This is a genomic window from Aristophania sp. ESL1100, assembly GCF_058511235.1.
Window position 1 is genome coordinate 1,185,669 of the sequence record NZ_CP196394.1, and the last position, 23,834, is coordinate 1,209,502.

The 23,834-nt window shown below is 49.1% G+C and carries 21 protein-coding genes; 5 read left to right on the top strand and 16 right to left on the bottom strand.

Annotated elements, in window-relative coordinates; translation table 11 throughout:
- Positions 1-6: 6 nt before the first annotated feature.
- Together cyoA and ACSYSY_RS05600 are read right to left on the bottom strand one after the other, a co-directional pair.
- A complete protein-coding gene (cyoA, locus tag ACSYSY_RS05595; protein ID WP_491706601.1) occupies positions 7-963 on the bottom strand; it encodes a ubiquinol oxidase subunit II in 957 nt (318 codons plus the stop codon).
- Between the two features lie 442 nt (positions 964-1,405).
- Positions 1,406-2,176 carry a Bax inhibitor-1/YccA family protein gene (locus ACSYSY_RS05600; RefSeq protein ID WP_491706602.1) on the bottom strand — a complete coding sequence of 257 codons (771 nt, stop codon included), beginning with the start codon at positions 2,174-2,176 and terminating at the stop codon, positions 1,406-1,408.
- A 132-nt stretch (positions 2,177-2,308) separates the two neighbouring features.
- On the opposite strand from ACSYSY_RS05600, the gene ACSYSY_RS05605 reads away from it, so the two are divergent.
- Positions 2,309-2,911: a 2'-5' RNA ligase family protein gene (locus ACSYSY_RS05605; RefSeq protein ID WP_491706603.1), complete on the top strand. Its 603-nt coding sequence runs from the start codon at positions 2,309-2,311 to the stop codon at positions 2,909-2,911.
- Here the strand turns inward: ACSYSY_RS05605 and ACSYSY_RS05610 are convergent.
- On the bottom strand, positions 2,860-4,893 hold the full coding sequence (locus tag ACSYSY_RS05610) for a lysylphosphatidylglycerol synthase domain-containing protein (RefSeq protein WP_491706604.1): 2,034 nt from the start codon (positions 4,891-4,893) through the stop codon (positions 2,860-2,862). The two genes, ACSYSY_RS05605 and ACSYSY_RS05610, sit on opposite strands and share 52 nt — an antisense overlap.
- 33 nt (positions 4,894-4,926) lie before the next feature.
- The gene (locus tag ACSYSY_RS05615) at positions 4,927-6,516 is read right to left on the bottom strand and encodes a lysine--tRNA ligase (protein ID WP_491706605.1); all 1,590 of its coding nucleotides are present in this window, start codon (positions 6,514-6,516) and stop codon (positions 4,927-4,929) included.
- A gap of 113 nt (positions 6,517-6,629) precedes the next feature.
- Here ACSYSY_RS05615 and ACSYSY_RS05620 point away from each other — a divergent pair, with 113 nt between their 5' ends.
- Positions 6,630-9,590, top strand: a complete 2,961-nt coding sequence (locus ACSYSY_RS05620; protein ID WP_491706606.1) for an ATP-dependent DNA helicase — start codon at positions 6,630-6,632, stop codon at positions 9,588-9,590.
- 91 nt (positions 9,591-9,681) lie between these two features.
- Here the strand turns inward: ACSYSY_RS05620 and groL are convergent, their stop codons facing one another.
- On the bottom strand, positions 9,682-11,331 hold the full coding sequence (groL, locus tag ACSYSY_RS05625) for a chaperonin GroEL (RefSeq protein WP_491706607.1): 1,650 nt from the start codon (positions 11,329-11,331) through the stop codon (positions 9,682-9,684).
- Between the two features lie 59 nt (positions 11,332-11,390).
- Complete coding sequence (gene groES / locus ACSYSY_RS05630; RefSeq protein WP_491706608.1) at positions 11,391-11,681, bottom strand: co-chaperone GroES; 291 nt, start codon at positions 11,679-11,681, stop codon at positions 11,391-11,393.
- 250 nt (positions 11,682-11,931) lie between these two features.
- Here groES and ACSYSY_RS05635 point away from each other — a divergent pair, with 250 nt between their 5' ends.
- Positions 11,932-12,636, top strand: coding sequence for a dienelactone hydrolase family protein (locus ACSYSY_RS05635; protein ID WP_491706609.1), 705 nt, complete (start codon positions 11,932-11,934; stop codon positions 12,634-12,636).
- A 61-nt stretch (positions 12,637-12,697) separates the two neighbouring features.
- Here ACSYSY_RS05635 and ACSYSY_RS05640 read toward each other — a convergent pair whose 3' ends face one another.
- Positions 12,698-13,576: an S-methyl-5'-thioadenosine phosphorylase gene (locus ACSYSY_RS05640; RefSeq protein WP_491706610.1), complete on the bottom strand. Its 879-nt coding sequence runs from the start codon at positions 13,574-13,576 to the stop codon at positions 12,698-12,700.
- A gap of 222 nt (positions 13,577-13,798) precedes the next feature.
- Between ACSYSY_RS05640 and hemF the strand changes: the two genes are divergently transcribed.
- Positions 13,799-14,713 carry an oxygen-dependent coproporphyrinogen oxidase gene (gene hemF, locus ACSYSY_RS05645; protein ID WP_491706611.1) on the top strand — a complete coding sequence of 305 codons (915 nt, stop codon included), beginning with the start codon at positions 13,799-13,801 and terminating at the stop codon, positions 14,711-14,713.
- A gap of 37 nt (positions 14,714-14,750) precedes the next feature.
- Here the strand turns inward: hemF and ACSYSY_RS05650 are convergent, their stop codons facing one another.
- From ACSYSY_RS05650 to ACSYSY_RS05680, 7 genes are all read right to left on the bottom strand, one after another.
- Positions 14,751-15,557, bottom strand: a complete 807-nt coding sequence (locus ACSYSY_RS05650) for an ABC transporter ATP-binding protein (protein ID WP_491706612.1) — start codon at positions 15,555-15,557, stop codon at positions 14,751-14,753.
- Complete coding sequence (locus ACSYSY_RS05655; protein WP_491708229.1) at positions 15,557-16,573, bottom strand: FecCD family ABC transporter permease; 1,017 nt, start codon at positions 16,571-16,573, stop codon at positions 15,557-15,559. Before ACSYSY_RS05655 ends, ACSYSY_RS05650 begins: the two co-directional genes overlap by 1 nt.
- Positions 16,574-16,643: 70 nt before the next feature.
- Positions 16,644-17,774 (bottom strand): ABC transporter substrate-binding protein, encoded by a 1,131-nt coding sequence (locus ACSYSY_RS05660; RefSeq protein WP_491706613.1) that lies wholly within the window; start codon positions 17,772-17,774, stop codon positions 16,644-16,646.
- A 122-nt stretch (positions 17,775-17,896) separates the two neighbouring features.
- Positions 17,897-18,469 carry a Smr/MutS family protein gene (locus ACSYSY_RS05665; protein WP_491706614.1) on the bottom strand — a complete coding sequence of 191 codons (573 nt, stop codon included), beginning with the start codon at positions 18,467-18,469 and terminating at the stop codon, positions 17,897-17,899.
- On the bottom strand, positions 18,466-19,290 hold the full coding sequence (locus ACSYSY_RS05670; RefSeq protein ID WP_491706615.1) for a DNA-methyltransferase: 825 nt from the start codon (positions 19,288-19,290) through the stop codon (positions 18,466-18,468). The genes ACSYSY_RS05665 and ACSYSY_RS05670 overlap by 4 nt, the downstream gene beginning before the upstream one ends.
- Positions 19,287-20,498, bottom strand: coding sequence for a murein transglycosylase A (gene mltA, locus ACSYSY_RS05675; protein ID WP_491706616.1), 1,212 nt, complete (start codon positions 20,496-20,498; stop codon positions 19,287-19,289). The genes ACSYSY_RS05670 and mltA overlap by 4 nt, the downstream gene beginning before the upstream one ends.
- Positions 20,499-20,601: 103 nt before the next feature.
- Positions 20,602-21,318, bottom strand: a complete 717-nt coding sequence (locus tag ACSYSY_RS05680; protein WP_491706617.1) for a Tim44/TimA family putative adaptor protein — start codon at positions 21,316-21,318, stop codon at positions 20,602-20,604.
- A 208-nt stretch (positions 21,319-21,526) separates the two neighbouring features.
- Here ACSYSY_RS05680 and secB point away from each other — a divergent pair, with 208 nt between their 5' ends.
- The gene (gene secB / locus ACSYSY_RS05685) at positions 21,527-22,054 is read left to right on the top strand and encodes a protein-export chaperone SecB (RefSeq protein ID WP_491706618.1); all 528 of its coding nucleotides are present in this window, start codon (positions 21,527-21,529) and stop codon (positions 22,052-22,054) included.
- Between the two features lie 35 nt (positions 22,055-22,089).
- Here the strand turns inward: secB and ACSYSY_RS05690 are convergent, their stop codons facing one another.
- Positions 22,090-22,773 (bottom strand): uroporphyrinogen-III synthase, encoded by a 684-nt coding sequence (locus ACSYSY_RS05690; RefSeq protein WP_491706619.1) that lies wholly within the window; start codon positions 22,771-22,773, stop codon positions 22,090-22,092.
- 12 nt (positions 22,774-22,785) lie between these two features.
- Positions 22,786-23,832: a hydroxymethylbilane synthase gene (gene hemC, locus ACSYSY_RS05695; RefSeq protein WP_491706620.1), complete on the bottom strand. Its 1,047-nt coding sequence runs from the start codon at positions 23,830-23,832 to the stop codon at positions 22,786-22,788.
- Positions 23,833-23,834: the final 2 nt, after the last annotated feature.

The window sequence follows — 23,834 nt, forward strand, 5'->3', positions numbered from 1 at the left end:
GTTTCCTTACATGCCGGTGTCATTAGAAGAAGCATTGTCAGAAATAGACTGCATGCTCATGATCTTGCCATTAGCCGGATCTTTCACCATACCATTGTTATATTTAGCAATAATACGATCAAAGAGGTCTGACTGTGCATCAGCAAAATACGTTACAGGCGCTTTAGCCTGTGGCGCAGATACTTTTGCATATGTCTGGACATTAAGCGGCTCACTGGATGCGAAGCTGCTTCCGCCGTTCTTCACATTTTCAACCCAGGACTGGAACTGCTCAGGCTGCATGGCAATGGTCAGGAATTTCTGATCAGAGAAGCCAGGGCCTGTATATTGGGCGGCTTCGCCACGATATGTGCCCGCATCACGTGCCAGAAGATGCAACTGTGTCTCCATCCCTGCCATCGCATAAATCTGAGATCCAAGCTGTGGAATGAAGAAAGAGGTCATAGCTGCGTCGGATGTAATAACGAAGCTGAGTTCTGTCTTTGTAGGGACGTCCAGCTCGTTAACCGTTGCAATACCCAGATCCGGATAAATAAACAGCCATTTCCAATCAAGCGCAACAACCTGGATACGAAGCGGTTTGTTGTTCTCAGCCTGCTCTTTGACAAGCTGATCCTGTGTCATTGGCTTATAAGGGTCATAGAAATGAGTGCTCCAGAAACTGATGCAGCTCAATACGAAAATAATTGCAATAGGAATAGCCCACACAAAAGTTTCGATCTTGTGAGAGTTATCCCAATCCGGCCAATATTCGGCCTTTTTGTTTGATGCCCGATATTTCCAAGCAAATACCAATGTTGCGATGATGACTGGGACGACAACACACATCATGACGGCCCATTCGAGGAGCATCATGTCGCGGTTACCTTCCCCAATGGGGCCGCGTGGCTGAAGAAGATCAACCGTACACCCAGAAAGCATCAATGCAGGCAACGCCGGGAAAAATCGCCAGAGTCTTTTCATGGATCCTGCCTTTATCTGTCGTTCTGACCTGGAGTGATCAGATAACAATTTGACACTGTCAGGACTGCCCTAGCGCATAAGAACGTCGTCATTTTTTACCTTCCTCCGTTCCTGTCCTGACGGTAGAAGCGAGACCTCCCGCCTCTACGTTTATACCAACTCATCGGGAAGGATTCCCGACCGTTCCCTTATGACCTTCACTTGCATCCTACCGTTTACAAGGAAAATCCAGAATACCAACGGGGATCACCCACCGGTTTTCGCAAAAGAAAACATTGGTCTAACGCGCATTTTATCTCATTTCACGTAAAAGTAAACTTGGATTAAAATTTTTTAATAGTCACGATAATAGTCCTGATATAAGCGGATCCATACAAAAAGAGGCAGAGTAACACCCTGCCTCATACGTCTCCCAAGAAATTGACAACCCTATTTAGGACCATCACCCTCTGTTATCGTTCCTGACGCCCAGAAACTGGAGCAGAAACTGGAAGAGATTGACGAAGTTCAGATACATTGAAAGCGCATCATAAATGCTGTTTTTCGCCAACATATCAGGCCCTACATACGCATATTGCTGCTGATAGGACAATTTGATGCGCTGGGTGTCATAGGCCGTGAAACCCGTGAAAATAAGCACTCCCGCACATGAAACCAGCAAATCCATCATGCTGCTGTGAAGGAACATATTAACGACCATCGCAATCAGAAGGCCGATCATTCCGATAAAAAGAAACGCACCAAAACCGACCAGTGATCTTTTAGTTACGTATCCCCATAATGAGACACCTGCATAAAGAGACGCTGTGATAAAGAAGGTGCGTGCAATCGACGTCCCGGTAAAAGCGAAAAACAGGGAAGCCATGCTGACTCCCATAACCGCGCTGAAAGCCAGAAAGATCAGCTGTGCTGATGAACGCGACAGCCGGTTCACGCCGAAAGACAAGACCATGACAAACACTAAAGGCGCAAAAATAGCAGCATAACCCAACAGAGTAGGAACCAGCATTGTTCCCCCTGTCTGCGTTGGAGCAAGGTGGAAAAACAGACCACGCAACGACGTATTAACGACAGCCAGCGCTACGCCACCAGTCACAACCAGAGCGATTGCCATCCAGTTATAGACTCTGAGCATATAACTCCGCAGTCCTGCATCCATAGCAGCAACATTTTGCTGACTATTGGCGGCGTTATAATCGTACTGAAATGCCATAGAATTCCTTACCTGCTAAATATGTCCCTGAAAATCAGCCAGAGAAACCTTACCTATGACGATGTGGGTTTTTTTCAGATTATGTCAAGGCTGTGACTTGACCTTTCCCCCTGGAAAGACCTCATATGACCTATGAGTCATTTATCGGTAATAATTCCCCTTCCGTCCTCCTTCGCTGCCTATAGTTCCTTGCTCAAAACAGTGGATTGCCAATGGCTGAGCGGGGTTAATCTGTCCCTTCGCCTCAGAAACATCGGGCTGTGTACTGATCGGGCCCTGCTTGAAGAGATCGACTATGAACTCATGCGATTGCGATGGTCGCCCTTTTCCTGCGTCCTTAAGCACGTCGCTTTTCAAAGCTGTAACGAAGGATACAGGCTTGGCCTTACGGTTACGTCCTCACCCGCTTTGTTATCTCTTTTCCAGAAAGTAAACTTTGCTCTGCACAGAGCCGGACTGGAAATACCACGTAAGAAACTTTCGACCTTTATCGAGCTGGGTTTTATGCCCCCAGGCCATGAGATGCTTCTTAAAAACTGGATCAATCAGCACAGCCTGTTACCAATTCCATCATTTGACGTTGATCGCATTGCTCTTATTGAAGACCATGGCAACAAGACTTATGGTCAGGTCAGAAAACTTGAGGAATATACATTCAATAGCAAACGAACAGCTGAATCCGTTCAGGAAAACTGGACAGAACTGACTGACTTTAATTCACGTTTCAAACGCTGACATTTGTCATCTGAACAGAAAATCATTCCATCGGGCACCAGGTCAAAACGCGACAGACCAAGTGCCTCATAGAGTTTTCTATATCTTTCACCAAGCTGCAAAAATGCCAGGTTACAATTTTCCTGCACAGCGTAATCCCGCAAACGCCAAATCGCTGCCTTTGTTTTAACCGGATTTCCCACTGGTTCTCCCAAGGCGAGGATAAAATCTCCCTTTCTGATAAAAGCAAGAGCTGCCTGCCCGCTTTCATCATAGAAGAGCCCGTCGGGACGCAGGGCATACTTCCGGATAAAATTGCGAAATCTATTCTGTTTATCCAGACAGTCATAGGCTGTTTCAAGAAGAGGCGTCCAATCCTGAGGACGCAGAGATGTCCTTCTCAAACTCCACCAGAACGTAAAGAAGCACCCCAAAGCCAGAGCCAGCATGAAGCAATGATCTCTGAGATCATATAAACTATAGGAAGATGGAATATGCCATGGTAACCGCCTCCCCTCTATTAAGGTAAGCCACACCGTCCCACAGAGACCAAACAGGAACACTCCGACAAAAAACAATAATAAAGGGGATAACTTCTCCGTAAATATAGAGGCTCTTCTATAATAATTATTACGAAATGGCAGTAATATAAGAAGAAGCAACAATGTAATACCGTATATTTCCCAGTCTGCGTGACGAGCCACCAACAGACACCCTGTACAACACAAGAGACCGACTGAAAGGCGCCATGCCAGGGCAATACGTTTCATAAGCCCGAATGAGACGGCAATCAGTGCCACCCCTGACAAGGCCAAAGCCAGCGTTATCAATTGCGTAAAGGATGTATAAATTTCTGGAACGTAATAGCGCACTGGTACTATTGCAGCATAGGCAACGATAATAGATCCCACAAATATTTGTGCGCTTCCTGCTACCTTTACGACAAAATACGTCTCTGACTGACGTAACTTCTGATGTGGGCGCCCCAATGCAAACGCCTTATTATGAAAAAACTGTGCTTTCAAACAGATTTCATGGATAGCAAAGGCCCCGCCTGCAAGTAAAAGCGGAATAAGATAATACATAACCCTGAACATCAGGACCATTGCCATAATACGTGACACAGGCAACCAGGGAGACAGTGCTACCACCATTGTCCCATCGAAAACACCCAACCCACCAGGAATATTGGTCAAGAGCCCTGCCGTATAGGAAAATAGATAAATCCCGAGAAAACTGCCAAAAGTCAGAGTCGATTCAGCCGGCAAAGGTCCTATAAGACACCAGGCAATCAAAGCTGTTGCCGACATATCAGCCATACTGACTAAAATTTGCCCAATGGCAATTTTCCAATCCGGGACGTCAATTTTATGGCCTCTGAAAGAAAGACTTTTCTTTTTATAGGCCGCGATTACGTACAATCCTAATACAAGAAAACAGCCACTCCCCAGAAGAAGAGGAAACCAGGAACCATAATGTGACAAAACCGGTATTGTTCCAGGCTGCCAAAGCAAAATAAGACCTACAAGCCCGATCATCCCGAGAAAATAGGTTAGTGAACAAAAAGCGATAATAGAGGCTATCTTGCCTCCGGCTATTCCCCAGTTACGATAAAGTCTGTAACGGACCGCCGTACCGGAAATTGCAGCACAGCCGAGATTATGAGCCAGAACATAGGCACAAAAAGAGACGAAGGAAATTTTCCACCACGGGAGACCAGCTTTTACATGACAGCATGCAAGTCCGTCATAAAAAGTCAGAATTCCATAGGAAAGCACTGTCGCGCCTGCCCCCAACCATAAGGCGGACGCTGGAAGAGCGGCTAAACTTGCAAGAATATTATGTAGAGAAAAATGTCTGAATTGCCGCCAGATCACTATGACAGCGGCAACCAGCAAAACGATCCCTATAAGAGGAGGCAGATATTTAAAAGAGATGTGTCCCTTATCTGCCTTTTTCGTTACTTCGGCCTCGTGAGGCAATGAGTGCCCTTGTCTGGTCATAAAACCCAAGATTGTACTCGTGAATTTTGTCTTCTAGTCTATATCCACAGGGCGATCAAGAGCTTCCTTAATTAAGGAAACCGTGTCTGACAATCCGAATAACGCTGCAAAAATCCCAAAACGTGGTCCCTCGCTCTGTCCGAGCAGGACCTCATAAAGACAGCCAAACCATGACCGCAACTCGGACTTGTCAAAATATCGTTTACCAATCTCAAACACGACATTCTGAACGGCATCCGGCGTTGAATCAGGAGGTAAATCAGACAGGGCCTGAGCCAGATCTGCCAATGCCACCCTTTCCTGCTCGGTCGGGTTACGGAATATTTTTGTCGGGCGGACACGCTCATCGAAATAGGCCAGGGCGTGCGTCACCAGACGATCCAGATAAGGATGGGTCTCTGGCGATAATGTCGCATCGTAACGACGCAGAAATTTCCAGAGCGTCTCTGCCTCGTGGGCATTGGCAACACTTGCCAGATTCAACAAAGCGGTAAAAGAGATCGGGCTTGTATCCTGCGTGCGGATCTCTCCATTATGCAGAAACCAGACCGGATTATTATATAAGTCAGCCCCTTCCTGCCCTTCCGCTTTCTGAACAAACGTCAGATAATCATCTGTTGCACGGGGGATAACATCAAAATAAAGCCGTTTGGCGCGGCTTGGCTGCTGGAACATATATTGCGCCAGACTTTCAGTCGTCCCATAACGCAGCCATTCTTCCACAGACAAACCGTTTCCTTTGGACTTGCTGATTTTCTGCCCCTGAGCATCCAGGAACAATTCATATGTCAGAGTCACGGGCGGCTCTTTGCCTAAGAGACGGCAGATTTTCGAGGACAGCTTGACACTATCGATCAAGTCCTTGCCAGACATTTCATAATCGACCCCGAGCGCATACCAGCGCATGGCCCAGTCAGCTTTCCACTGCATTTTAGCCTGCCCGCCATAGACGGAGGTCTCAAAACGCTTACCGGATTCATCTGCCCAGATCACCGTTCCAGCTTCCGGGTTCACCTCCAGAATAGGCACCTGCATAACCCGGCCTGTTTCAGGATGAATGGGCAGAACGGGAGAATAGGTCGCCCGTCTCTCGGCTCCCAGGGTCGGTGCAATAACGGCAATAATTTTATCATGCACTTCAAGAACGCGCTTCAAAGCTTCATCAAAAACGCCGCTCGTATAATATTTAGTGGCGGATGCAAATTCGTAATCGAACCCGAACTCATCGAGAAATTCACATAAAAGCGCATTATTATGAGCCGCAAAGCTCTCATGAGTGCCAAAAGGATCAGGCACACGTGAAAGTGGAAGCCCCAGATGCTGATGGAGCATCTCCTGCTGAGGAACATTTGTCGGCACTTTCCTCAAAGCATCCATATCATCTGAAAATGCCAGAAGACGCGTCTTACGCCCTGTCATTGCTTCAAATGCCTGACGCACCCAGGTCGTACGGGCAACTTCGCCAAAAGTGCCAATATGTGGCAGGCCAGAAGGCCCATAGCCGGTTTCAAGCAAAACAGGCTTTTGAGGATCCCTGTCCTTAACACGCTCGCTTAATTTTCGAGCTTCTTCGTAAGGCCAAAGCTTTAACAAAGCAGAATCAGGAAGGGATGAGCTCAGCATGGTATTCATAACCCTGTAAATTTAGAGTGCCTCAGGTCACATATCAAGAAGTGCAGGTTCTTCTAAGAGATTAAGCTCTCGGCATCAACGCATTTTACAGATAAAGTGATCAAATGACTGATCAGTTTCTTTCCCTGTTTCACGCACCTGCTCTGATCGCGTGCCCGGCTGTCTCTTCTCTGCTGACACCGGATGGGGAAATAATGTCGCTTCCCAATAGAGAGCTTGCGCCAATTTTACGGGACTTTCCGCCCCCCTTATTGGTACATGGCCCGGAATCCCTGAAGCTTCTGAACCTGCCTCCCGAACCTCAGCCCGTCCCCTGGTTTGATCTTCTTGAGCTCTTTCTGTTCGTTTATCCAGCCAGACCTGTCACACCGACACCCCGGGGGTTAGCTGTAGCTCTCGGCCTGATTTCCGAGCATGATGACACACTCATACAGCCGCACAGACTTTATGAAATCACACATCATATCCTGACCCATTTAAGCCAGATCAGCACGAATATTGAAGAACGCAAGACGCTTCTCGCCTTAAATGATTTTATGGCCAGTGCCGGATGGAGCTGGGCTGATTCAGTCAAGGCTGCCCTTATGGCTGATCCTGCTTGCACTGCCGACAAGAGTGCTGAAAATACCAGACATCCTTCTGAGTATCTCAAAGTCTGGAAATATCTTCCCCAATGGGAGGAAAAAGCGCCCCGTCCGCAGGCAGGCTCACAAATGATCACAACATTGGCTGCACGAAAGAGACTGGCCGAAATTCTGGGCGATAATGCTGAAACAAGAATCGGACAGGCCGATTTCTCATCCGTTACCAGCAATGCGTTTCATCCCCGTGAAAAACCCAATACGCCCAATATTGTTTTAGCAGAAGCTGGCACAGGAACCGGGAAAACACTCGGTTATATCGCACCTGCCAGTTTATGGGCTGAAACAAATGATGGGGCTGTATGGATCAGCACCTATACACGCCACCTCCAGAGACAGATTGAGCAGGAACTGACGCGCCTCTATCCCGATCCTGAGGTGCGAAAAGAAAAGGTCGTCCTGCGTAAAGGAAGAGAGAATTATCTCTGTCTTTTAAATCTTGAAGAAATTGTCACGGCAACGCTCAACCGCCCCGCAAAAAATAATCCGGCCCTGATCGCATTGGTTTTACTGACACGATGGGTCTGCAAAACAGCTGACGGTGATCTGCAAGGCGGTGATTTGCCGGGCTGGTTTGGTGATCTTTTTGGAACGGGATTACTCGCAGCCATAGCGGATCGGCGAGGAGAATGTATCCATTCAGCATGCCGCCATTATCAATGCTGCTTTATCGAAAACTCAATTCGCAAAGCCCGTTATGCTGATCTGGTTATCGCCAACCATGCCCTGACACTCTCTCAGGCAGCCTGGAACGCTCTTGTGCCTCAATCAAAAGCCCCGGCAAATCTGGAAGATGAAAATGGCACACCCTCTCATATCATCTTCGATGAAGGGCACCATATTTTTGATGCCAGCGACAATGCCTTTTCCCTGACATTCTCAGGGTTGGAGGCCGCTGAGTTGCGCCGTTGGCTTTTAGGGAATGAAGGGGGGCGCTCAAGAGCCAGAGGCCTTTACCGGAGACTTGATGACCTTCTGGAAATCCTTCCCCCCTTAAAAGACAAGCTTCAGAAAATCCTTCTGGCCGCACAAACGGCTCTCCCCCAACCACAATGGAGTCTGCGTCTTCAAGAGATCAGGGACCAAAGAAACGCGTTTTTAGAAGAAACGGAAGAACGTCCGGATGAGATTGAGACACTGGATAATCCCTCTGAGCATTTTCTTCAGGAACTTGATGCTCTACTTGAAGCCCGGCTACGCGAAAATCTGCGCCCGAATGAGCCTGATTTCCGCTATGACCGCCAGGAAGTTGATCTCCATCCTGTCAGTGTCTCCTTACGTGCAGCAACGGACGGCCTGATTGAGGCGCTGCAAAAAATTGTCACGCCTCTTGATGATCTGATTTCCTACCTGGCAACGCAGCTTGAAGAAAATACGGAGCTTGACCCCTCTCTGGTCCAACGTTTTGAAGCACTCATCCGCAGTCTCTACCGCCGCGCCCTGACACCCTTGCAAGGCTGGATCTCCATGCTCAGGGCATTATCTGCCCCTCCTGCTGAAGATAAAACACCCCTCTATATTGATTTTGTCAGGCGCGAGAGATTTTCTGCCCCCCGGATGGGACTGGATGGACTGGACATCGGATTACACCGCCATTGGCTGGACCCGACCATTCCTTTCGCCAATGTCCTGAAAAATACAACTCATGGCCTGGTTATCACCTCTGCTACGCTTCGGGACCAGCAGGAAAAAGGAAACGAGGAACAGAACTGGCAGAAAGCGGAACAACGTGTTGGTGTTCAACATTTCCTGAAAGCACCTGTCAGGGCCTCACTGCTCAGTCCTTTTGATTATGCCAAGCAGACGCGAGCCTACATCATCACGGATGTCTCGCCGGAAATTATGTCTCTTAGTCGCTCTTTTCAGAAGCTTTTTGAAGCATCAGGAGGGGGCGCTTTAGGGCTCTTCACGGCCATAAATCGCTTGAAAGCCGTCTATAAACATATTCAGGAGCCCTTAAGCCACAAAGACATCAGTCTTTATGCCCAGCATATTGATCTTATGGATAATGCGACCCTTGTCGATATCTTCCGCACTGAACGCCATAGCTGCCTTTTGGGCACGGATTCCATGAGAGATGGCGTGGACGTTCCGGGAGATGCCCTGAGAATGGTCGTTTTTGAAAGAACACCCTGGCCACGACCGGATATCCTGCATAGGGAAAGAAGGCGTTATCTCTCTCCCGATAATCCCAGTGATTATGACGATTTTATTACGCGTATGAGATTGCGCCAGGCTTTCGGGCGCCTGATCAGGCGCAAGGATGACAAGGGGGTCTTCGTCATGCTCGACCGGCGTTTACCATCAAGACTTCTCTCAGCATTCCCGGAAGGCGTAGAGGTCAGGCGTCTGAAACTTGCCGAAGCGATCGAAGAGATCACGCATTTTCTTCATCCCGAGATTACAGAAATCACCCGGATATAAAAAAAGCTCCCACTCCCTTGAGAGTGAAAGCTTTTTATAAGGGGTATCCCTTCTCCTTAACGAAGAAGGGAGAAAGGATTGTGCTTCCTGATTAGAAGCCCATTCCTCCCATACCGCCCATGCCACCCATACCTTCATCAGGCATAGCAGGCATTTTTTTCTCAGGGCGTTCTGCAACCATGGCTTCAGTCGTGATCAGAAGACCTGCAACTGATGCTGCATCCTGCAGAGCTGTGCGGACAACTTTGGTCGGGTCGATGATACCAGCGCCAACGAGGTCTTTATATTCGCCCTTCTGAGCGTCAAAGCCTGTTGTATAGTTACCGTCTTCCAGAACCTTACCAGCAATAACCGCACCATCTTCACCAGCGTTATGGGCGATCTGACGCAGAGGAGCCTGAAGGGCCTTACGAACGATTTCAGCACCAACGCGCTGATCTTCGTTATGGAATTTCAGAGAACCAAGTGTCAGGCTTGCGCGGGCAAGAGCTGTACCACCACCTGGGACGATGCCTTCTTCAACAGCAGCGCGTGTTGCATGAAGCGCGTCATCAACGCGGTCTTTACGCTCTTTAACTTCAACTTCCGTGCTGCCACCAACGCGGATAACGGCAACACCGCCAGCCAGTTTCGCAAGACGTTCCTGAAGTTTCTCACGGTCGTAATCAGATGTTGTGTCTTCAATCTGGGAACGGATCTGGCCGCAACGAGCCTTGATGGCCTCAGACTGGCCTGCACCTTCAACGATCGTTGTATTTTCTTTGTCAATATGCACTTTTTTGGCATTGCCAAGCATATCAACTGTCACGTTCTCAAGCTTGATTCCAACATCTTCGGAAACAACCTGACCACCTGTGAGGATCGCAATATCTTCCAGCATGGCTTTACGACGGTCACCAAAGCCGGGAGCTTTGACAGCAGCAATTTTCAGCCCACCACGGAGTTTGTTGACAACGAGTGTTGCAAGAGCTTCACCATCAACATCTTCAGCAATAATCAGCAGCGGACGACCGGACTGAACAACGCTCTCAAGAAGAGGAAGCATTGGCTGAAGTGAGGAAACTTTTTTCTCATGGATCAGGATAAGCGGGTTATCCATATCCACAGTCATTTTCTCTGTGTTGGTTACGAAATAAGGAGAAATGTAACCACGATCGAACTGCATACCCTCAACAACGTCGAGCTCTGTATGAAGGCCTTTTGCCTCTTCAACAGTGATGACACCTTCGGAGCCGACTTTCTCCATGGCGCGGGAAATCATTTCACCGATTTCATTCTCACCATTGGCAGAAATTGTGCCGACCTGAGCGATCTCAGCAGGAGAAGAGATTTTTCTCGTGCGTGTTTTCAGCTCTTCAACAACATGGCTGACGGCTTTATCAATGCCACGTTTCAGATCCATCGGGTTCATGCCAGCAGCAACGGCCTTGGCACCTTCACGGATGATAGCCTGAGCGAGAACGGTCGCTGTTGTTGTGCCGTCACCAGCGATATCGTTGGTCTTTGACGCAACTTCACGCACCATCTGTGCGCCCATATTTTCGAACTTGTCAGCCAGTTCGATTTCTTTTGCGACAGAGACACCGTCTTTTGTAATACGGGGAGCGCCGAAGCTTTTATCGAGAACAACGTTACGTCCTTTTGGACCCAGCGTTACTTTCACAGCATTGGCAAGAATATCAACACCACGGAGCATACGCTCACGCGCGTCTGCACCAAATTTTACGTCTTTAGCAGCCATAATAACACCTAGATTTTTAGAGGTTTAAAACAAGCGAAATTGCAAATGGGATGACTTAATCAGCCTACAATGCCCAGAATATCGCTTTCTTTCATAATCAACAGCTCTTCACCGTCGATTTTCACCTCAGTGCCAGACCACTTTCCGAACAGCACGCGATCACCTGCTTTGACATCAAGCGGAACGATCTGCCCCTGGTCATTACGAGCACCAGGTCCGGCAGCGACAACTTCGCCTTCCATTGGCTTTTCTTTGGCTGTATCGGGAATAATAATGCCGCCAGCGGTTTTTGCTTCGCCATCCAAGCGGCGAACGACAACGCGGTCATGAAGAGGACGAAATTTCGTCATGGATCACTCCATTTTAGGCCAGCCCTTGTAAAAAGCGGCATGGCCGGGTTATTGCACTCATATACAGCAGCGCACCTCTGTGCGTCTCTTATAAGGATTCAAGACGCTCCTGAAGAGATAATATCGCCCCCCTGAAGCGTCAAGAACTGCCGGGCCTGCAAAAAAGGATTTTTTAACCCATGATCCTCTTTTAAAGGTGGAGCAGAAGATCAGTTTTTTCAGGGAATTCCGCAGGAAAGGATGGCTTTTAATGGGCTCTCAAATAGTTGAACCACATTTTATAAAACTTCAGACAAACGATCATCATGCACTGGACATCTGGGAAGCGAAACCAGACCATGTTACACCTAAAGCCGGATTGATTGTTCTTCAGGAAATTTTTGGCCTGACAGATTATATCAAAAAGGTTTGTCTGCACCTGGCTCAGGCAGGATACCACGTTATGGCCCCTGCTCTTTTTGACCGGGTAAAGCCTGATGTCGTCCTGTCCTATGACGAACAGGGTGTTGAAAAAGGGCTGGATATCCGCGCTCAACTCGATCCAGAATCTCCTCTCAAAGATATAGAGGCCTGTATCAAAGCCTTACGTCAGCAAAATCCCAGCCTGCCTATCGGCGTTATCGGTTTCTGTTGGGGTGGTTATCTGGCCTGGAAATGCGCCCAGACACTTCCCGTAAACGCGTCCATCGCCTGGTACGGGGGTGACATCCAGCAAATCACATCGCCCAGACCTGTGTGCCCAGTCCAACTTCATTTTGGGGAAAAGGATACACTTATCCCTGCCGCGGACAGAGAGATCATTCATCGCGACTGCCCTGATATTCCGTTTTATCTTTATAAAAATGCCGATCACGGTTTCGGCTGCACGGATCGCCCCAGCTATAATAAGGAGGCTAGTGAACTGGCCTGGGAGCGTTCTTTGTCATTTTTCTCTGAGCATCTCCTGAGAAAATAGGATTGCCCCCAATAGAGGAGCAATCCTGACAAAGGGGAGGCTCGCCCTCCCCTTACGTTTTTTACAAAACGCGTCCGGCAATAACTTTCAGTTTTTCCACAATTTTGGGGTCACGTGCAGCCGGTGCTGTAATAAGAGCATTATCCAGCGCCCTTTCAGCATCATGAGGCCCGATGGCTCTTGTCTGTCCCAGAACAGGAATGACCGCCTTCAATAGGGCCCGCGCCTGATCGGCATTTTTCTTCATAATAGCGATCACGGCCTCCACGGTTACATTTTCATGTTCGTCATGCCAGCAATCATAATCCGTCACCATGGCGATCGTGGCGTAATTGATTTCAGCTTCACGGGCGAGACGGGCCTCAGGCATATTGGTCATACCAATCACAGAGCAGCCCCATGAACGGTAAAGCTCACTTTCTGCCCGTGTTGAGAATTGCGGCCCCTCAATGACGACGTACGTGCCCCCCCGGTTCAGGGGGATGGATAAATGACGTGCCTCTTTTTCCACAGCATCCATAATGCGTGATGACACAGGATCTGCCATTCCAACGTGAGCTACGCAGCCTGTTTCGAAAAAACTGCGCTTACGGTTCTGGCAGAGATCAATAAACTGATCGACCAGAACAAAACGCCCCGGCTCCAGTTCTTCCTTAAGAGACCCTACTGCCGATACAGACAGAATATCCGTAACCCCTGCCGCTTTCAGGGCAGCAATATTGGCCCTGTAATTCAGCTCGGAAGGGGGAATGGGGTGACCACGGCCATGACGTGGGAGAAAAACGCAGGAAACGCCGTTCAGCGTGCCGAAAAGCAGCTCATCTGAAGGATCACCCCACGGCGTGGTAACTTTTCGCCATTCACGATTTTCAAGCCCATCAATTTCATAAAGGCCTGAGCCCCCTATGACGCCAATGACCGGTGTGACTGTCTGATTCATGAAATCTGTTTCTCCGCTTTAATACGTTCTGCAAGTGTGATTTTCGTCTTATCGTCTGACAGACTTCAGGGACACATTTTTTTTAAAATTAATGCCTCATTTTCGAAATTCGTACGACTTTCTCTCTTTTCTGTGAATCATGAAAGAGTATAGTCATTAAAGCTTACAAAATATGTTCAACCTTTTTTTAACAGCTTTAGACGACAAAGAAGGGCAGGCTTCATGACTGAAACGTCGAACTTTAATGAACTAATTCGTCCTAACGTTCCTCATGATGCTTTGAAGCTTCAGGCCAAAGCCTGGTTTGAATCTTTACGTGACCGTATCTGTGCCAGCTATGAAAAGATTGAAGATGAGGCTGTTGCCGGAAATTCACAAATCCTGAAAGACCGCTCTGAAGCGGGCCGTTTTATCCGCACTCCATGGGAAAGAGAAAGTGGTGGTGGTGGCGTCATGTCCGTTATGCGCGGACGCGTTTTTGAGAAAGTCGGCGTTAACTGCTCTACTGTGTGGGGAGAGTTTTCACCTGAATTCCGCAAACAGATCCCTGGCGCGGAAGAAGATCCCCGTTTTTTTGCAACAGGAATTTCCCTTGTTGCTCATCCCTGTAACCCGCATGTTTCAGCCGCTCATTTCAATACGCGCCTGATTATCACATCGCGCGGGTGGTTTGGCGGTGGTGGCGATATCACACCCATGTTTCCCAAAAGTGACGAAGCGATTGAAGACGCCAAGGCCTTTCATGAATGTTTTAAAGAAGCATGTGATAAATATGACCCGACCTATTATCCTCGCTTTAAAAAATGGTGTGATGAATATTTTTACCTCCCTCACCGCAAGGAACCACGTGGCCTGGGAGGAATTTTCTATGACTGGCTGCGGACAGAGAAACTCGAAAATGATTTCGCTTTCACCAAAGAGGTAGGAGACGCTTTTTTCAAGGCGTATCCAGCAGCCGTTCGCAAAAGAATGTTCACCCCCTGGAGTGATGAAGACAGGCAGGCTCAGCTCATCCGTCGCGGTCGCTATGCTGAGTTCAACCTTCTTTATGACCGTGGGACGGTTTTTGGTTTAAAAACAGGCGGTAACCCTGAAGCCATTCTCATGAGCCTGCCTCCTGAAACCTGCTGGCCATAACCAGCAAATACGGGCCCCGCTTTAAGCTGATGACCGTTTAAAGCGGGGTCTGAACAATATCATCCACGAGCACATGGGGTTTATTGCGCGAGCATGTTTCAATACGCGCCTGAACGCCATAGACCTCGGCCAGTATATCAGACGTTGTAACGTCTGTGACGCTCCCTTGCGCGATCAGTTTGCCCTCTTTCATATAAACGACATCTTTGGATCGCTGGAGAGCAATATTGAGGTCATGAACGACAATCAATGTCACTAATTGCCGCATTTCCGTTTCATGACGAACAGCTTCCATGACCGCGATCTGATAATGAAGATCAAGTGCACTCAGTGGTTCATCAAGCAAAAGAAGGGCCGGTCTGCGCACAAGTGCCTGCGCCAGCCCGACAAGCTGCCTCTGGCCGCCTGAAAGTTCATCCATGTAACGCAGTGCCAGAGCACCAATCCCCAGGCGCTCAAGAATTTCGACACTTTCTTCCAGCGCTATTCTGGCTGAAATCATTGATCCTGCGCGGCGGGCAACCATAACGGCTTCAAGAACCTGCAAATGGACTGTTGGCGGCAAAGTCTGGGGAAGATACGCGCTTAATTCCGCGCGCCTGGAGGGAGACAGCGCCGAAAGAGCAAAAGCCCCCAACTCAACGGTTCCACGTGATGGCGTCAAACCGGCAATCGCTCTTAAAAGCGTGGATTTACCTGATCCGTTAGGCCCTAAAATGGCTGTAATACACCCCGCTTTAATGGGCGCAAGCGTCATATGATCGATGACGTGCCGCGCGCCATAATGGACGCTCAGATCACGTATTGTGAGAGCGCCCCCTCTCTTTTCAGGCAGCTCCTTCATTAGAGTTGCCTCCGTAACACCACACCGAGAAAAAACGGAATCCCGACCAGTGCTGTGACAATACCCACTGGAATCACCACTCCAGGAATCAGATTCTTAGCTGCAATGGATGAAAGAGACATAATGAGGCAGCCACATAAGGCAGCCCCCGGCAGATAATAACGATGGTCTTCGCCTAAAAGCCTGCGGGCGATATGGGGAGCGACAAGCCCCACAAACCCGATCGTCCCGACAAAAGAGACCGCGAGCGCTGAAAGTATGCTGATCCGCAAAAGAGACATCATCCGCAAACGCTGAACATTCACACCATAGCTCGCCGCCCTGTCTTCGCCCAGACGTAAGGCTGTCATAGCGGAGGCAGAACGCCAGCTGAACGGCAATATAACAAGGCACCCTACAGCCAGAACCGTCAGTTTACTCCAGTCAGCACGCGTCAGGCTGCCCATTGTCCAGAAAACCAGTTCCTGCAGGGAGTCTTCATCAGCCACAAACTGCATCAGAGCGACAAAAGCATGAAACGTAAAAACCAGCGCAATGCCAAATAAAACAACCACTGATGTGGAACGTGAACGCGTACGGGAAACAAGCTCCAGTAAAAAGGCTGATCCCACCGCAAAGATAAAGGCTTCTATGGGGATCATCCAGTTTTCAGGAATATAGGGCAATCTCCAATTCAGCACGATCGCCAGAGACGCACCAAAAGCCGCCGCCGCAGAAACACCTAATGTAAAAGGGCTCGCAAGCGGATTATCAAGAATGGTCTGCATCTCACCGCCGGAAATCCCCAGAGCCAGACCCACCAGAAGCGCCATAAGCGCATAAGGAAGACGCAGCTGCCAGACAATAATCGAGGCTGTATCAGAAGAGGGATGAAACAGCGCATGAACCAGTTGCGCTGGAGAAAGCCCCGCCGGGCCCAGAGAAAAGTCCAGCAGAAGAGATCCGCAAATTAATAACCCCAACAGAGCCAGAACCAGCGTTCTCCGCTTTGTCAGGCGCTCATATGAGGCCCTCATTCCCGTCAGGCGGGAAGCGAGTTCCTCATAATGATCACGATCGGGCTGATTAGCGTCTCTCTCACCTGTTTCAGTGAGCATTATCGCTGATCCAGTATGTTCCCCCTGGAGGAAGAACCGTGAAATTCTTCTGCATTTCACGCAGATCTGCATCTGGATCAATATCTTTGAATTTATCCGGGTAGAACCACTTTGCCATCGCTTCTACAGCCAGAATATTGAAAGGGTTATCGTAATATGTATGCCAGATCCCATAGACCTTTTTCTGCTTTACAGCTTTCAGGGTCGAAAATTCAGGGAGTTTCAGAAGTTTTTCAAAAGAGTTATAGGCGACCTCTTTACTGACACCAGCACCCATTTTCAGACCGGGATTTTTGGAATCAGCCCCCTTGGTCCCATCCAGGATCAGAATATCGGGATCAAGCGTCATCAAAGCTTCGACGGAAATATCGCCCAGATAGCCCGGCAGCATATTCGCTGCGACATTCTGGCCGCCTGCTGTGGCAATAAACGCCCCCATATTGCCTTTTCCTGCCGTGTGGCAACATGTCTGGCGAGCGCCTGCAAGCATATTGATAAAGACGCGTGGGCGTTTTGAAGGCGGAACATCCTTAATTCTATCTTCAATCAGCGTCAGGCGTTTCTGATAAAAATCATTAAATGCCTGTGCTTCTTTTTCTCTCCCGAGAGCCTGCCCCAGGATCTGCATGCTTTTTGTCGTGTTTCTGACCGGATCCTGCCTGAAATCAACAAAAACAATGGGAATATGCGCTGCTTTCAGTCTTGCGGTTACGTCACTGGACTGACCGGGGCCATGGCCCGTCGTGCTGAAAATGACAAGATCAGGATGCAGATCAAGAATTTTCTCCGGACTGATCGTATCTGATGTACTCCGCCCTATGACAGCCACTTTTGACGCTTGAGGAAAGCGATCGACAAGCTGTTTATAATAAGCTGTATCGGAAGATATAAACTCCCCCTGCCAGCCCACGACACGATCGAAAAGTTTTTCCTTCTCCAGAGGTTCGAGCGCGTAAATCAGTCGCCCTTCCCCCAGAACAATCCGTTTCGGGTCATCAGGGACTTTTACCACATGGCCGGTAATATCTGTTACGTCGCGCGCCTGCGCTTCAATACCCGCAACCCCGCCCCATAGAAGTGAGATCATCGTAGCCGTACGCAAGATAGTCTTTAAAGACATGGCACCCGCTCTCCGCTGGTCAGGAAAATTTTGGAATGATAATCATTCGCGTTCTGTCTTTATAAGTGCTGCGAAAGCGCGCGCCAAGATAAAATCCTTCCAATCGGGATTATGAACCGATTTTAACCTCGCTGTCTTTTCAAAAGTACCCGCACAGATCCCTGATTGCCGTGATGAGGATGAACAACGGCAAGGATAGAGGGCCTGATATCCGCTCTCTGCAACCAGAGCGGCAATTCCCGACGAATCATGCCCCCTTTTTCACCACTGCCCAGACCGGTTATAATTTCGACGCAACGCCAATGACCCGCCCGGGCGCGCGCCATAAAAGACACCAACCGGTCAAACGCTTCCTGAACGCTGAAGCCATGCAGGTCCAGTCTGCTATCCACCGCAATTTTCCCGCGCGCCAATTTCCGCCATTGTGTATTATCCAATCCGGGATTACGCACACCCACAAAAAGTTCATGATGCCGGGAACGAGGTGGGACAGAGGGTTCCAGGATTTTTCTGAAGACCGTCTCTCTGGGCATTTCCGTAACGGGTGTTTCTTGCTTTTTTTCTGAAATGACGGCTTCTTTTTTCTGAGGCGGGCGCGACACCTCTTTCGAGAAGGAATTCCTTAAAGGGATAACGTCACGCATGACGGCATGCCACAAATTCACTTCTTCCTGTTGCAGAAAACGCCTTGTCACACCTGATCCTTACCTGCCTCATCAAGGCAGCTTTGCAGGCGTTCCCTTGCCGTCCGGACGTACTTGGTATCAGCCTCTATGCCTATAGCTTTTACACCAAGTTTTTCAGCTGCAATCAAGGTCGTACCCGTCCCCATAAAGGGGTCAAGAACCGTAAGATCGGGATGAACACCATGCAGGCGAAGACATGTCATGGGAAGCGAAACCGGAAAAGTCCCCGGGTGACTGAATTTCCCTTCCTTGCTCCGCACTGTATCATACGGCAAAAACCAGCAATCACCCCGGCAGCGTTTATCCTGAAGATGCTGGCGGCGGTTGATGTTGCTCTTATCCGTAAAAGGAACCCCTGCCTCAACGCGCTGAAGGGGAACGTCCCCCTTTTTCGTTAAATGAAAAATATGTTCGTGGTTACGGTTCAAATAACGCTTGGAATTGACCGGCTTGAAATGACCATAGGTCACGTCCTTTACGGCAATGGACTTCACCCAGCTTATGTGATTTTGAAGAGCGAAGAATTTCCTCAAACGCACGACCAGTTCGAAAGGAAGCCACGGCTGAGCGCTCGAACCGGCAATATTGAGGAAAAATGAACCTTCATCACGCAAACAACGGTGGAGAAGTTTGCAAATCCCCTCCATCCAGTCGAGATAGTCTTCTTCTGTCAGACGGTCCTGATAGCTTTCATAAGCCAGCCCGATATTATAGGGAGGTGACGTAATAATAACATCGACACTTCCGGGCTCAAACCGTTTGAGAACCCGGCCTGAGTCACCCCGAATCAGCAGATGCCGTCCTAACGTCTCACGACGCGTACGGATCATTGATTGAGCGAAGCCTTGAAATCGGACCAGTGCACTTCTGCCGTCGCTGGTCTGGGTAATAATACAATCATACGGCCTTTATGGCGCAAATTACTGGCGATGAAACTCGCCTGCTCGCCCCAGCCCGTAAATAAATCTGCACGAGCGGCCCCTTGAATATCCTTACCGACATCCTGAGCAAAGGTCAGATGCGCCCAGCGCTCCCCTTCGTCCGCTGAAGGAGATGGACTTGAGGGGAACATTGTTTCCACCCACACCGGAGCAGCAAAAGGCACATAAGCCCGATCAACAGCAATCGAACGTCCGGGAGTCAGCTGAACACCGAAGGCCCCCACCGGCCCTGCGAGAGAGGGAATGGACAGTTTTTTGAAAAAGACATAATTGGGATTTTCTTCCAACAATGCCTCAGCTTGATCGGGATTTGCTGAAAGCCAGTTCCTGATGGACTCCATGGTCACATCTTCTCTCGCCATCAGACCTTTTTGCACCAATACCTTTCCAATCGGAACGTAAGGCTGCCCATTACGCGCGCTATAACCGACTCTTACAATGCGTCCATCGGGTAACAACAGACGGCCAGAACCCTGGATTTGCAGGAAAAACAGATCAACCGGACTTTTGAGCCAGGCAATTTCTAGCCCCTTGCCATTAAGGGACCCATGGTCAATCTGCGCACGGTCATCATAGGGCTTAAAATCCTGCCCAACCCATCGGCCGAACATCACCTCACCATCAGTCGCCTTTTCACGGACGAGGTCCAGAGGGCGGCGATAAAGCGGGACTGTATATTCTGAGGTTTTTGTTAAAGAGGCCTCAATCTGCGGTTCATAATAACCGGTATAAAAAGCGTTTTTTTCAATCAGATAAGGTTGAAACCAGCTCTCGAAATAGTTTTTGGCATCCTGCTCGCTGACATTTTCACCTTTTGGTAAAGCCGTACAGGCCGCGGCCCAGTCTCCACTTTTCGTCCCATTCGGCAGAGAATCCATCCCCCCCAAAGCCGTGTCAGCAGGCAATCCTGCAAGACGCTGACATTCTTTGAGCATGACAGGAAGGAGCGCTTTATGATCTTCCTGCCCCCAGGCTGAAAAACCCTCATACCCCACCGCTGTGAAGAGATTGTTCCCTGATTGCTGTTGAGACACACACCCTGCCAGAAAAGAGGCAGAACAAGCTAAAGCGGCAAAATGCCTTATCAAAGACTTCAACAGAATACCCTTAATGTCTCTAATAGCTGAAAATGAAAGCTCTCTCGTGAAAGCTCCGCTTTTCGCCACTTAAATTAAACAAAACCCAAGATGAAACTGCCTCTCAGAAAACAGAGGATGAGACCAGTTTCAACTCACCACCATGAGACAAACAGGAAATACCCCAGATGTCATGAAATTCTGTCAGGGCCTCTGTCCCATCAACAATATTTTTTTCCATGTCCCTGACATTGCTGATCTGCCAGGAGGTAATGGCGACCTGAAAGAGAACAGTCCCGGCTTCACCGGTCTCAGCATTCGCAGAAACAGACTTTACCGCCTTATATTCCAGTCTTTCCACCCGTTTGATCTCGCAGAAGGCCTGATGTCCCTCTTTTTTGCGCGCTTCAATAATGGATTTGAAAGCTTCAAATGCTTCGGGCGTCAGACGAGCCTGAAGTGCCGGCAAATCGCCCTTTGCAAAAGACGACACAACATCTCCGAAAAAAGCTTCCACCTGATGCAAAAAGCCACTAGCGGTGAAACCTGGCATTTTCTGCTGAAGCAGACCGAGCTCATCAGAAAGAGCAGTATGACTTTCCGGAACAACATATTCCGTACGATTCTCTTCAGGAAGAGACTGATTGGGAAGTGGCGGGGGCTGCATAGGCAATGTCCGGTCATCAGGCTTCCGGGGACCTTGCGTCTGCCCGGTTGGTGATGCTTCCTGCTTCACTCCTTGAGCCCCAATCCGGCGGCCAAGCACACAAAATAACGTACCTGCCATCAGAAGTGCCAGAATGGCCAGCAAAACGATATCCCATGGGAAATTTGTCATCATCAGTCCTAATACCCAACCCCTTTTGCCCAAAGGAGCCTTTTCATACTGTCTATACAGTTTGAATTTAAGACGAATACGCCCCAATCACAACCAGTTCGAAAAAAATCTGAACGATTTGTAATAAACTTTCACAAACTTGGCCATTTCTTTTAGACATGCTAGGCCAGATCAGTGAAATAAAATAGAGTATATCTCAAGGATTTTTCGTATGTCTCAACAGAACAACTCTCCTGCCGGTGCGGATGCAACACAGCCGGGAAATAATCCTCCTGCCATGCCTTTGGCCATTAATCTGCAATATATAAAAGATCTTTCGTTTGAAGTCCCTCTGGGCGCTGCTATCTTTACGTTGCTGCGTAACGCGCCCCAGATTAATGTTAATATTGACGTCCAGGCCAATAAAATTGAAGAAGAGCAATCTGTTTATGAAGTTGCTCTGGCCATCCGCGCCGAAGCCACGGATAAATCAGAGGATAAGACGCCCGATCGCATGGTCTTCATTACTGAACTGACCTATGCCGCGATCGTCACGCTTGAAAATCCTCCCGAAGAGCTTATTGAACCTATTCTCCTTGTTGAAGTTCCACGTCTGATTTTCCCCTTCGCACGGTCCATTATCAGCGACATTACCCGTGACGGTGGTTTCCCGCCGATCGTGCTTCAACCTATTGATTTCGTGACATTGTGGCAGGCAAAACGTGCCCATGAGTTCCCGGAAACAGCTGGCGAGGCCTAAAAAATTTCCTCTCCCTGTCTGCACGCTTTTAAATGCTAAATGCAGGCGGGGGGATAAGGTCCGATGATGACAGAAGACCAGAGGGCGGAAGTCTCCGCCCTTTTTGCGATCGCTTCAGAATAACAGAGAGCTGTGACTTTCGTTAAACAGGGCACACTCTCTGCCTCTGAGCATAAGGAAACAAAAGCAGCCATTGTTTCCGATGAATAGAACAAAACCGAATCAACGGATTCAGCTTTCAGAACTTCTATCACTTCCTGAGGGAGAGTTTTTTTACGCTCGACTCTATAGGCACAAAGTGACTTTACAGAAAGCTGTTCTTTTAAATCCCGACCGTAATCCTGCCCTTGCCATCCTTGCCCGCACGCTAAAATGACATCAGCGCCTGTCAGGTTTCTCTCAAGACAGAATCGTTTCAGAGATTCGGCATTTCCCCCTGCTGCCTGAACATTCCTGAACCCGATTTGACGCGCACGTTCTGCTGTTTTCTTCCCGACAGCACATATGAGTTTATCCCGATCCTGCCGGGACAAGGCTGGAAGGGCCTGCCCACTTGTGAGCAGAATTGCCCGACACTCCAAAGGTGGAAAAGCATCAGCTGGTATAATTTCCAGCGCCGGACAGGCCAGACCGTGCCAACCCCGCCTTTCCAACTCACACATCGATTCTGATAGGCCAGGTTCAGGACGTGTCACCAGAACAAGGCGTTTCGGAATCATGGATCGGACCTTCTAGCTTCGGGTTATTTCAGCAAAAATATGATCCGGCGTATCGCGCCGCAACTGCAAGGCAAGCTCTTTCCCTAAGGTTTCAGCTTCTGAAGGCGCCCCATATATTTCTTTTCTCAAATAAAAGGTTCCATCTTCACTGGCGACCAGCCCGCTCATATGAAGCACATTACCTTCCAGCCGCGCATAGCCCCCTATCGGCGTTCGACATGAGCCATCAAGCTCTGCAAGCAACGCTCTTTCTGCCGTTGCCACAGCCCGCGCTTCGGGATCTTCAATCGCTGATAATAACTCGCGTAATTCCGTATTACTTTCCCTGACCGTAACGCCCACAATGCCCTGACCGGATGCCGGCACCATAAAGTCCGGTTCAAAAATCACGTCAACGCGGTCTTCCATGCCCAGGCGACGAAGTCCGGCCAAGGCCAGCAAGGTCGCATCACACTGCCCTGCATTCATTTTATCAAGTCTGGTCTGAACATTCCCCCGAATAAGGCAGAAACGCAGATCAGGACGATAATGCAGAAGCTGCGCCTGCCTTCTGACAGACGCACAACCAACCAGAGCTCCTTCCGGCAGGCATGAAAGCGGGTCATCGCTTTCAATAACAGCTGTACGGTCCCGCAGGACCAGAACGTCCCGTGCATCCTCACGTTTCAACGTGCATGCCAGCGTAAGCCCCTCTGGCAAATTGGTTTCGAGATCTTTCAGACTATGAACCGCGAAATCAATACCGCCTTCAAGAAGAACTTCATGAATTTCTTTGGAAAAAAGCCCTTTCCCGCCAATATCTGCCAGCCTCAGGGCACTGCGGTCACCTGACGTACTGATCTGAAACTCTTCAAACGCTCCCATATCACGCAGCACCGGACAGAAACGGGTCAGACGCGTCAGAAAATTACGGGTCTGGACAAGAGCCAAAGGTGATGATCTGGTCCCAACCTTCAAAGGGAGACGGCTTGCTCTGGAAGGTTCGCCACTATGGGCACGTCTGATCGCTTCAGCTGCGACATTCTGAAGAGCTGGAGAAGGCACGAAAGTAAGATTCATAA

What these genes read in the sequence shown, in the direction of transcription:
- cyoA (WP_491706601.1), bottom strand. Translation starts at nt 963, where the DNA reads ATGAAAAGACTCTGGCGATTTTTCCCGGCGTTGCCTGCATTGATGCTT.
- ACSYSY_RS05600 (WP_491706602.1), bottom strand. Translation starts at nt 2,176, where the DNA reads ATGGCATTTCAGTACGATTATAACGCCGCCAATAGTCAGCAAAATGTT.
- ACSYSY_RS05605 (WP_491706603.1), top strand. Translation starts at nt 2,309, where the DNA reads ATGAGTCATTTATCGGTAATAATTCCCCTTCCGTCCTCCTTCGCTGCC.
- ACSYSY_RS05610 (WP_491706604.1), bottom strand. Translation starts at nt 4,893, where the DNA reads ATGACCAGACAAGGGCACTCATTGCCTCACGAGGCCGAAGTAACGAAA.
- ACSYSY_RS05615 (WP_491706605.1), bottom strand. Translation starts at nt 6,516, where the DNA reads ATGCTGAGCTCATCCCTTCCTGATTCTGCTTTGTTAAAGCTTTGGCCT.
- ACSYSY_RS05620 (WP_491706606.1), top strand. Translation starts at nt 6,630, where the DNA reads ATGACTGATCAGTTTCTTTCCCTGTTTCACGCACCTGCTCTGATCGCG.
- groL (WP_491706607.1), bottom strand. Translation starts at nt 11,331, where the DNA reads ATGGCTGCTAAAGACGTAAAATTTGGTGCAGACGCGCGTGAGCGTATG.
- groES (WP_491706608.1), bottom strand. Translation starts at nt 11,681, where the DNA reads ATGACGAAATTTCGTCCTCTTCATGACCGCGTTGTCGTTCGCCGCTTG.
- ACSYSY_RS05635 (WP_491706609.1), top strand. Translation starts at nt 11,932, where the DNA reads ATGGGCTCTCAAATAGTTGAACCACATTTTATAAAACTTCAGACAAAC.
- ACSYSY_RS05640 (WP_491706610.1), bottom strand. Translation starts at nt 13,576, where the DNA reads ATGAATCAGACAGTCACACCGGTCATTGGCGTCATAGGGGGCTCAGGC.
- hemF (WP_491706611.1), top strand. Translation starts at nt 13,799, where the DNA reads ATGACTGAAACGTCGAACTTTAATGAACTAATTCGTCCTAACGTTCCT.
- ACSYSY_RS05650 (WP_491706612.1), bottom strand. Translation starts at nt 15,557, where the DNA reads ATGAAGGAGCTGCCTGAAAAGAGAGGGGGCGCTCTCACAATACGTGAT.
- ACSYSY_RS05655 (WP_491708229.1), bottom strand. Translation starts at nt 16,573, where the DNA reads ATGAGGGCCTCATATGAGCGCCTGACAAAGCGGAGAACGCTGGTTCTG.
- ACSYSY_RS05660 (WP_491706613.1), bottom strand. Translation starts at nt 17,774, where the DNA reads ATGTCTTTAAAGACTATCTTGCGTACGGCTACGATGATCTCACTTCTA.
- ACSYSY_RS05670 (WP_491706615.1), bottom strand. Translation starts at nt 19,290, where the DNA reads ATGATCCGTACGCGTCGTGAGACGTTAGGACGGCATCTGCTGATTCGG.
- ACSYSY_RS05680 (WP_491706617.1), bottom strand. Translation starts at nt 21,318, where the DNA reads ATGATGACAAATTTCCCATGGGATATCGTTTTGCTGGCCATTCTGGCA.
- secB (WP_491706618.1), top strand. Translation starts at nt 21,527, where the DNA reads ATGTCTCAACAGAACAACTCTCCTGCCGGTGCGGATGCAACACAGCCG.
- ACSYSY_RS05690 (WP_491706619.1), bottom strand. Translation starts at nt 22,773, where the DNA reads ATGATTCCGAAACGCCTTGTTCTGGTGACACGTCCTGAACCTGGCCTA.
- hemC (WP_491706620.1), bottom strand. Translation starts at nt 23,832, where the DNA reads ATGAATCTTACTTTCGTGCCTTCTCCAGCTCTTCAGAATGTCGCAGCT.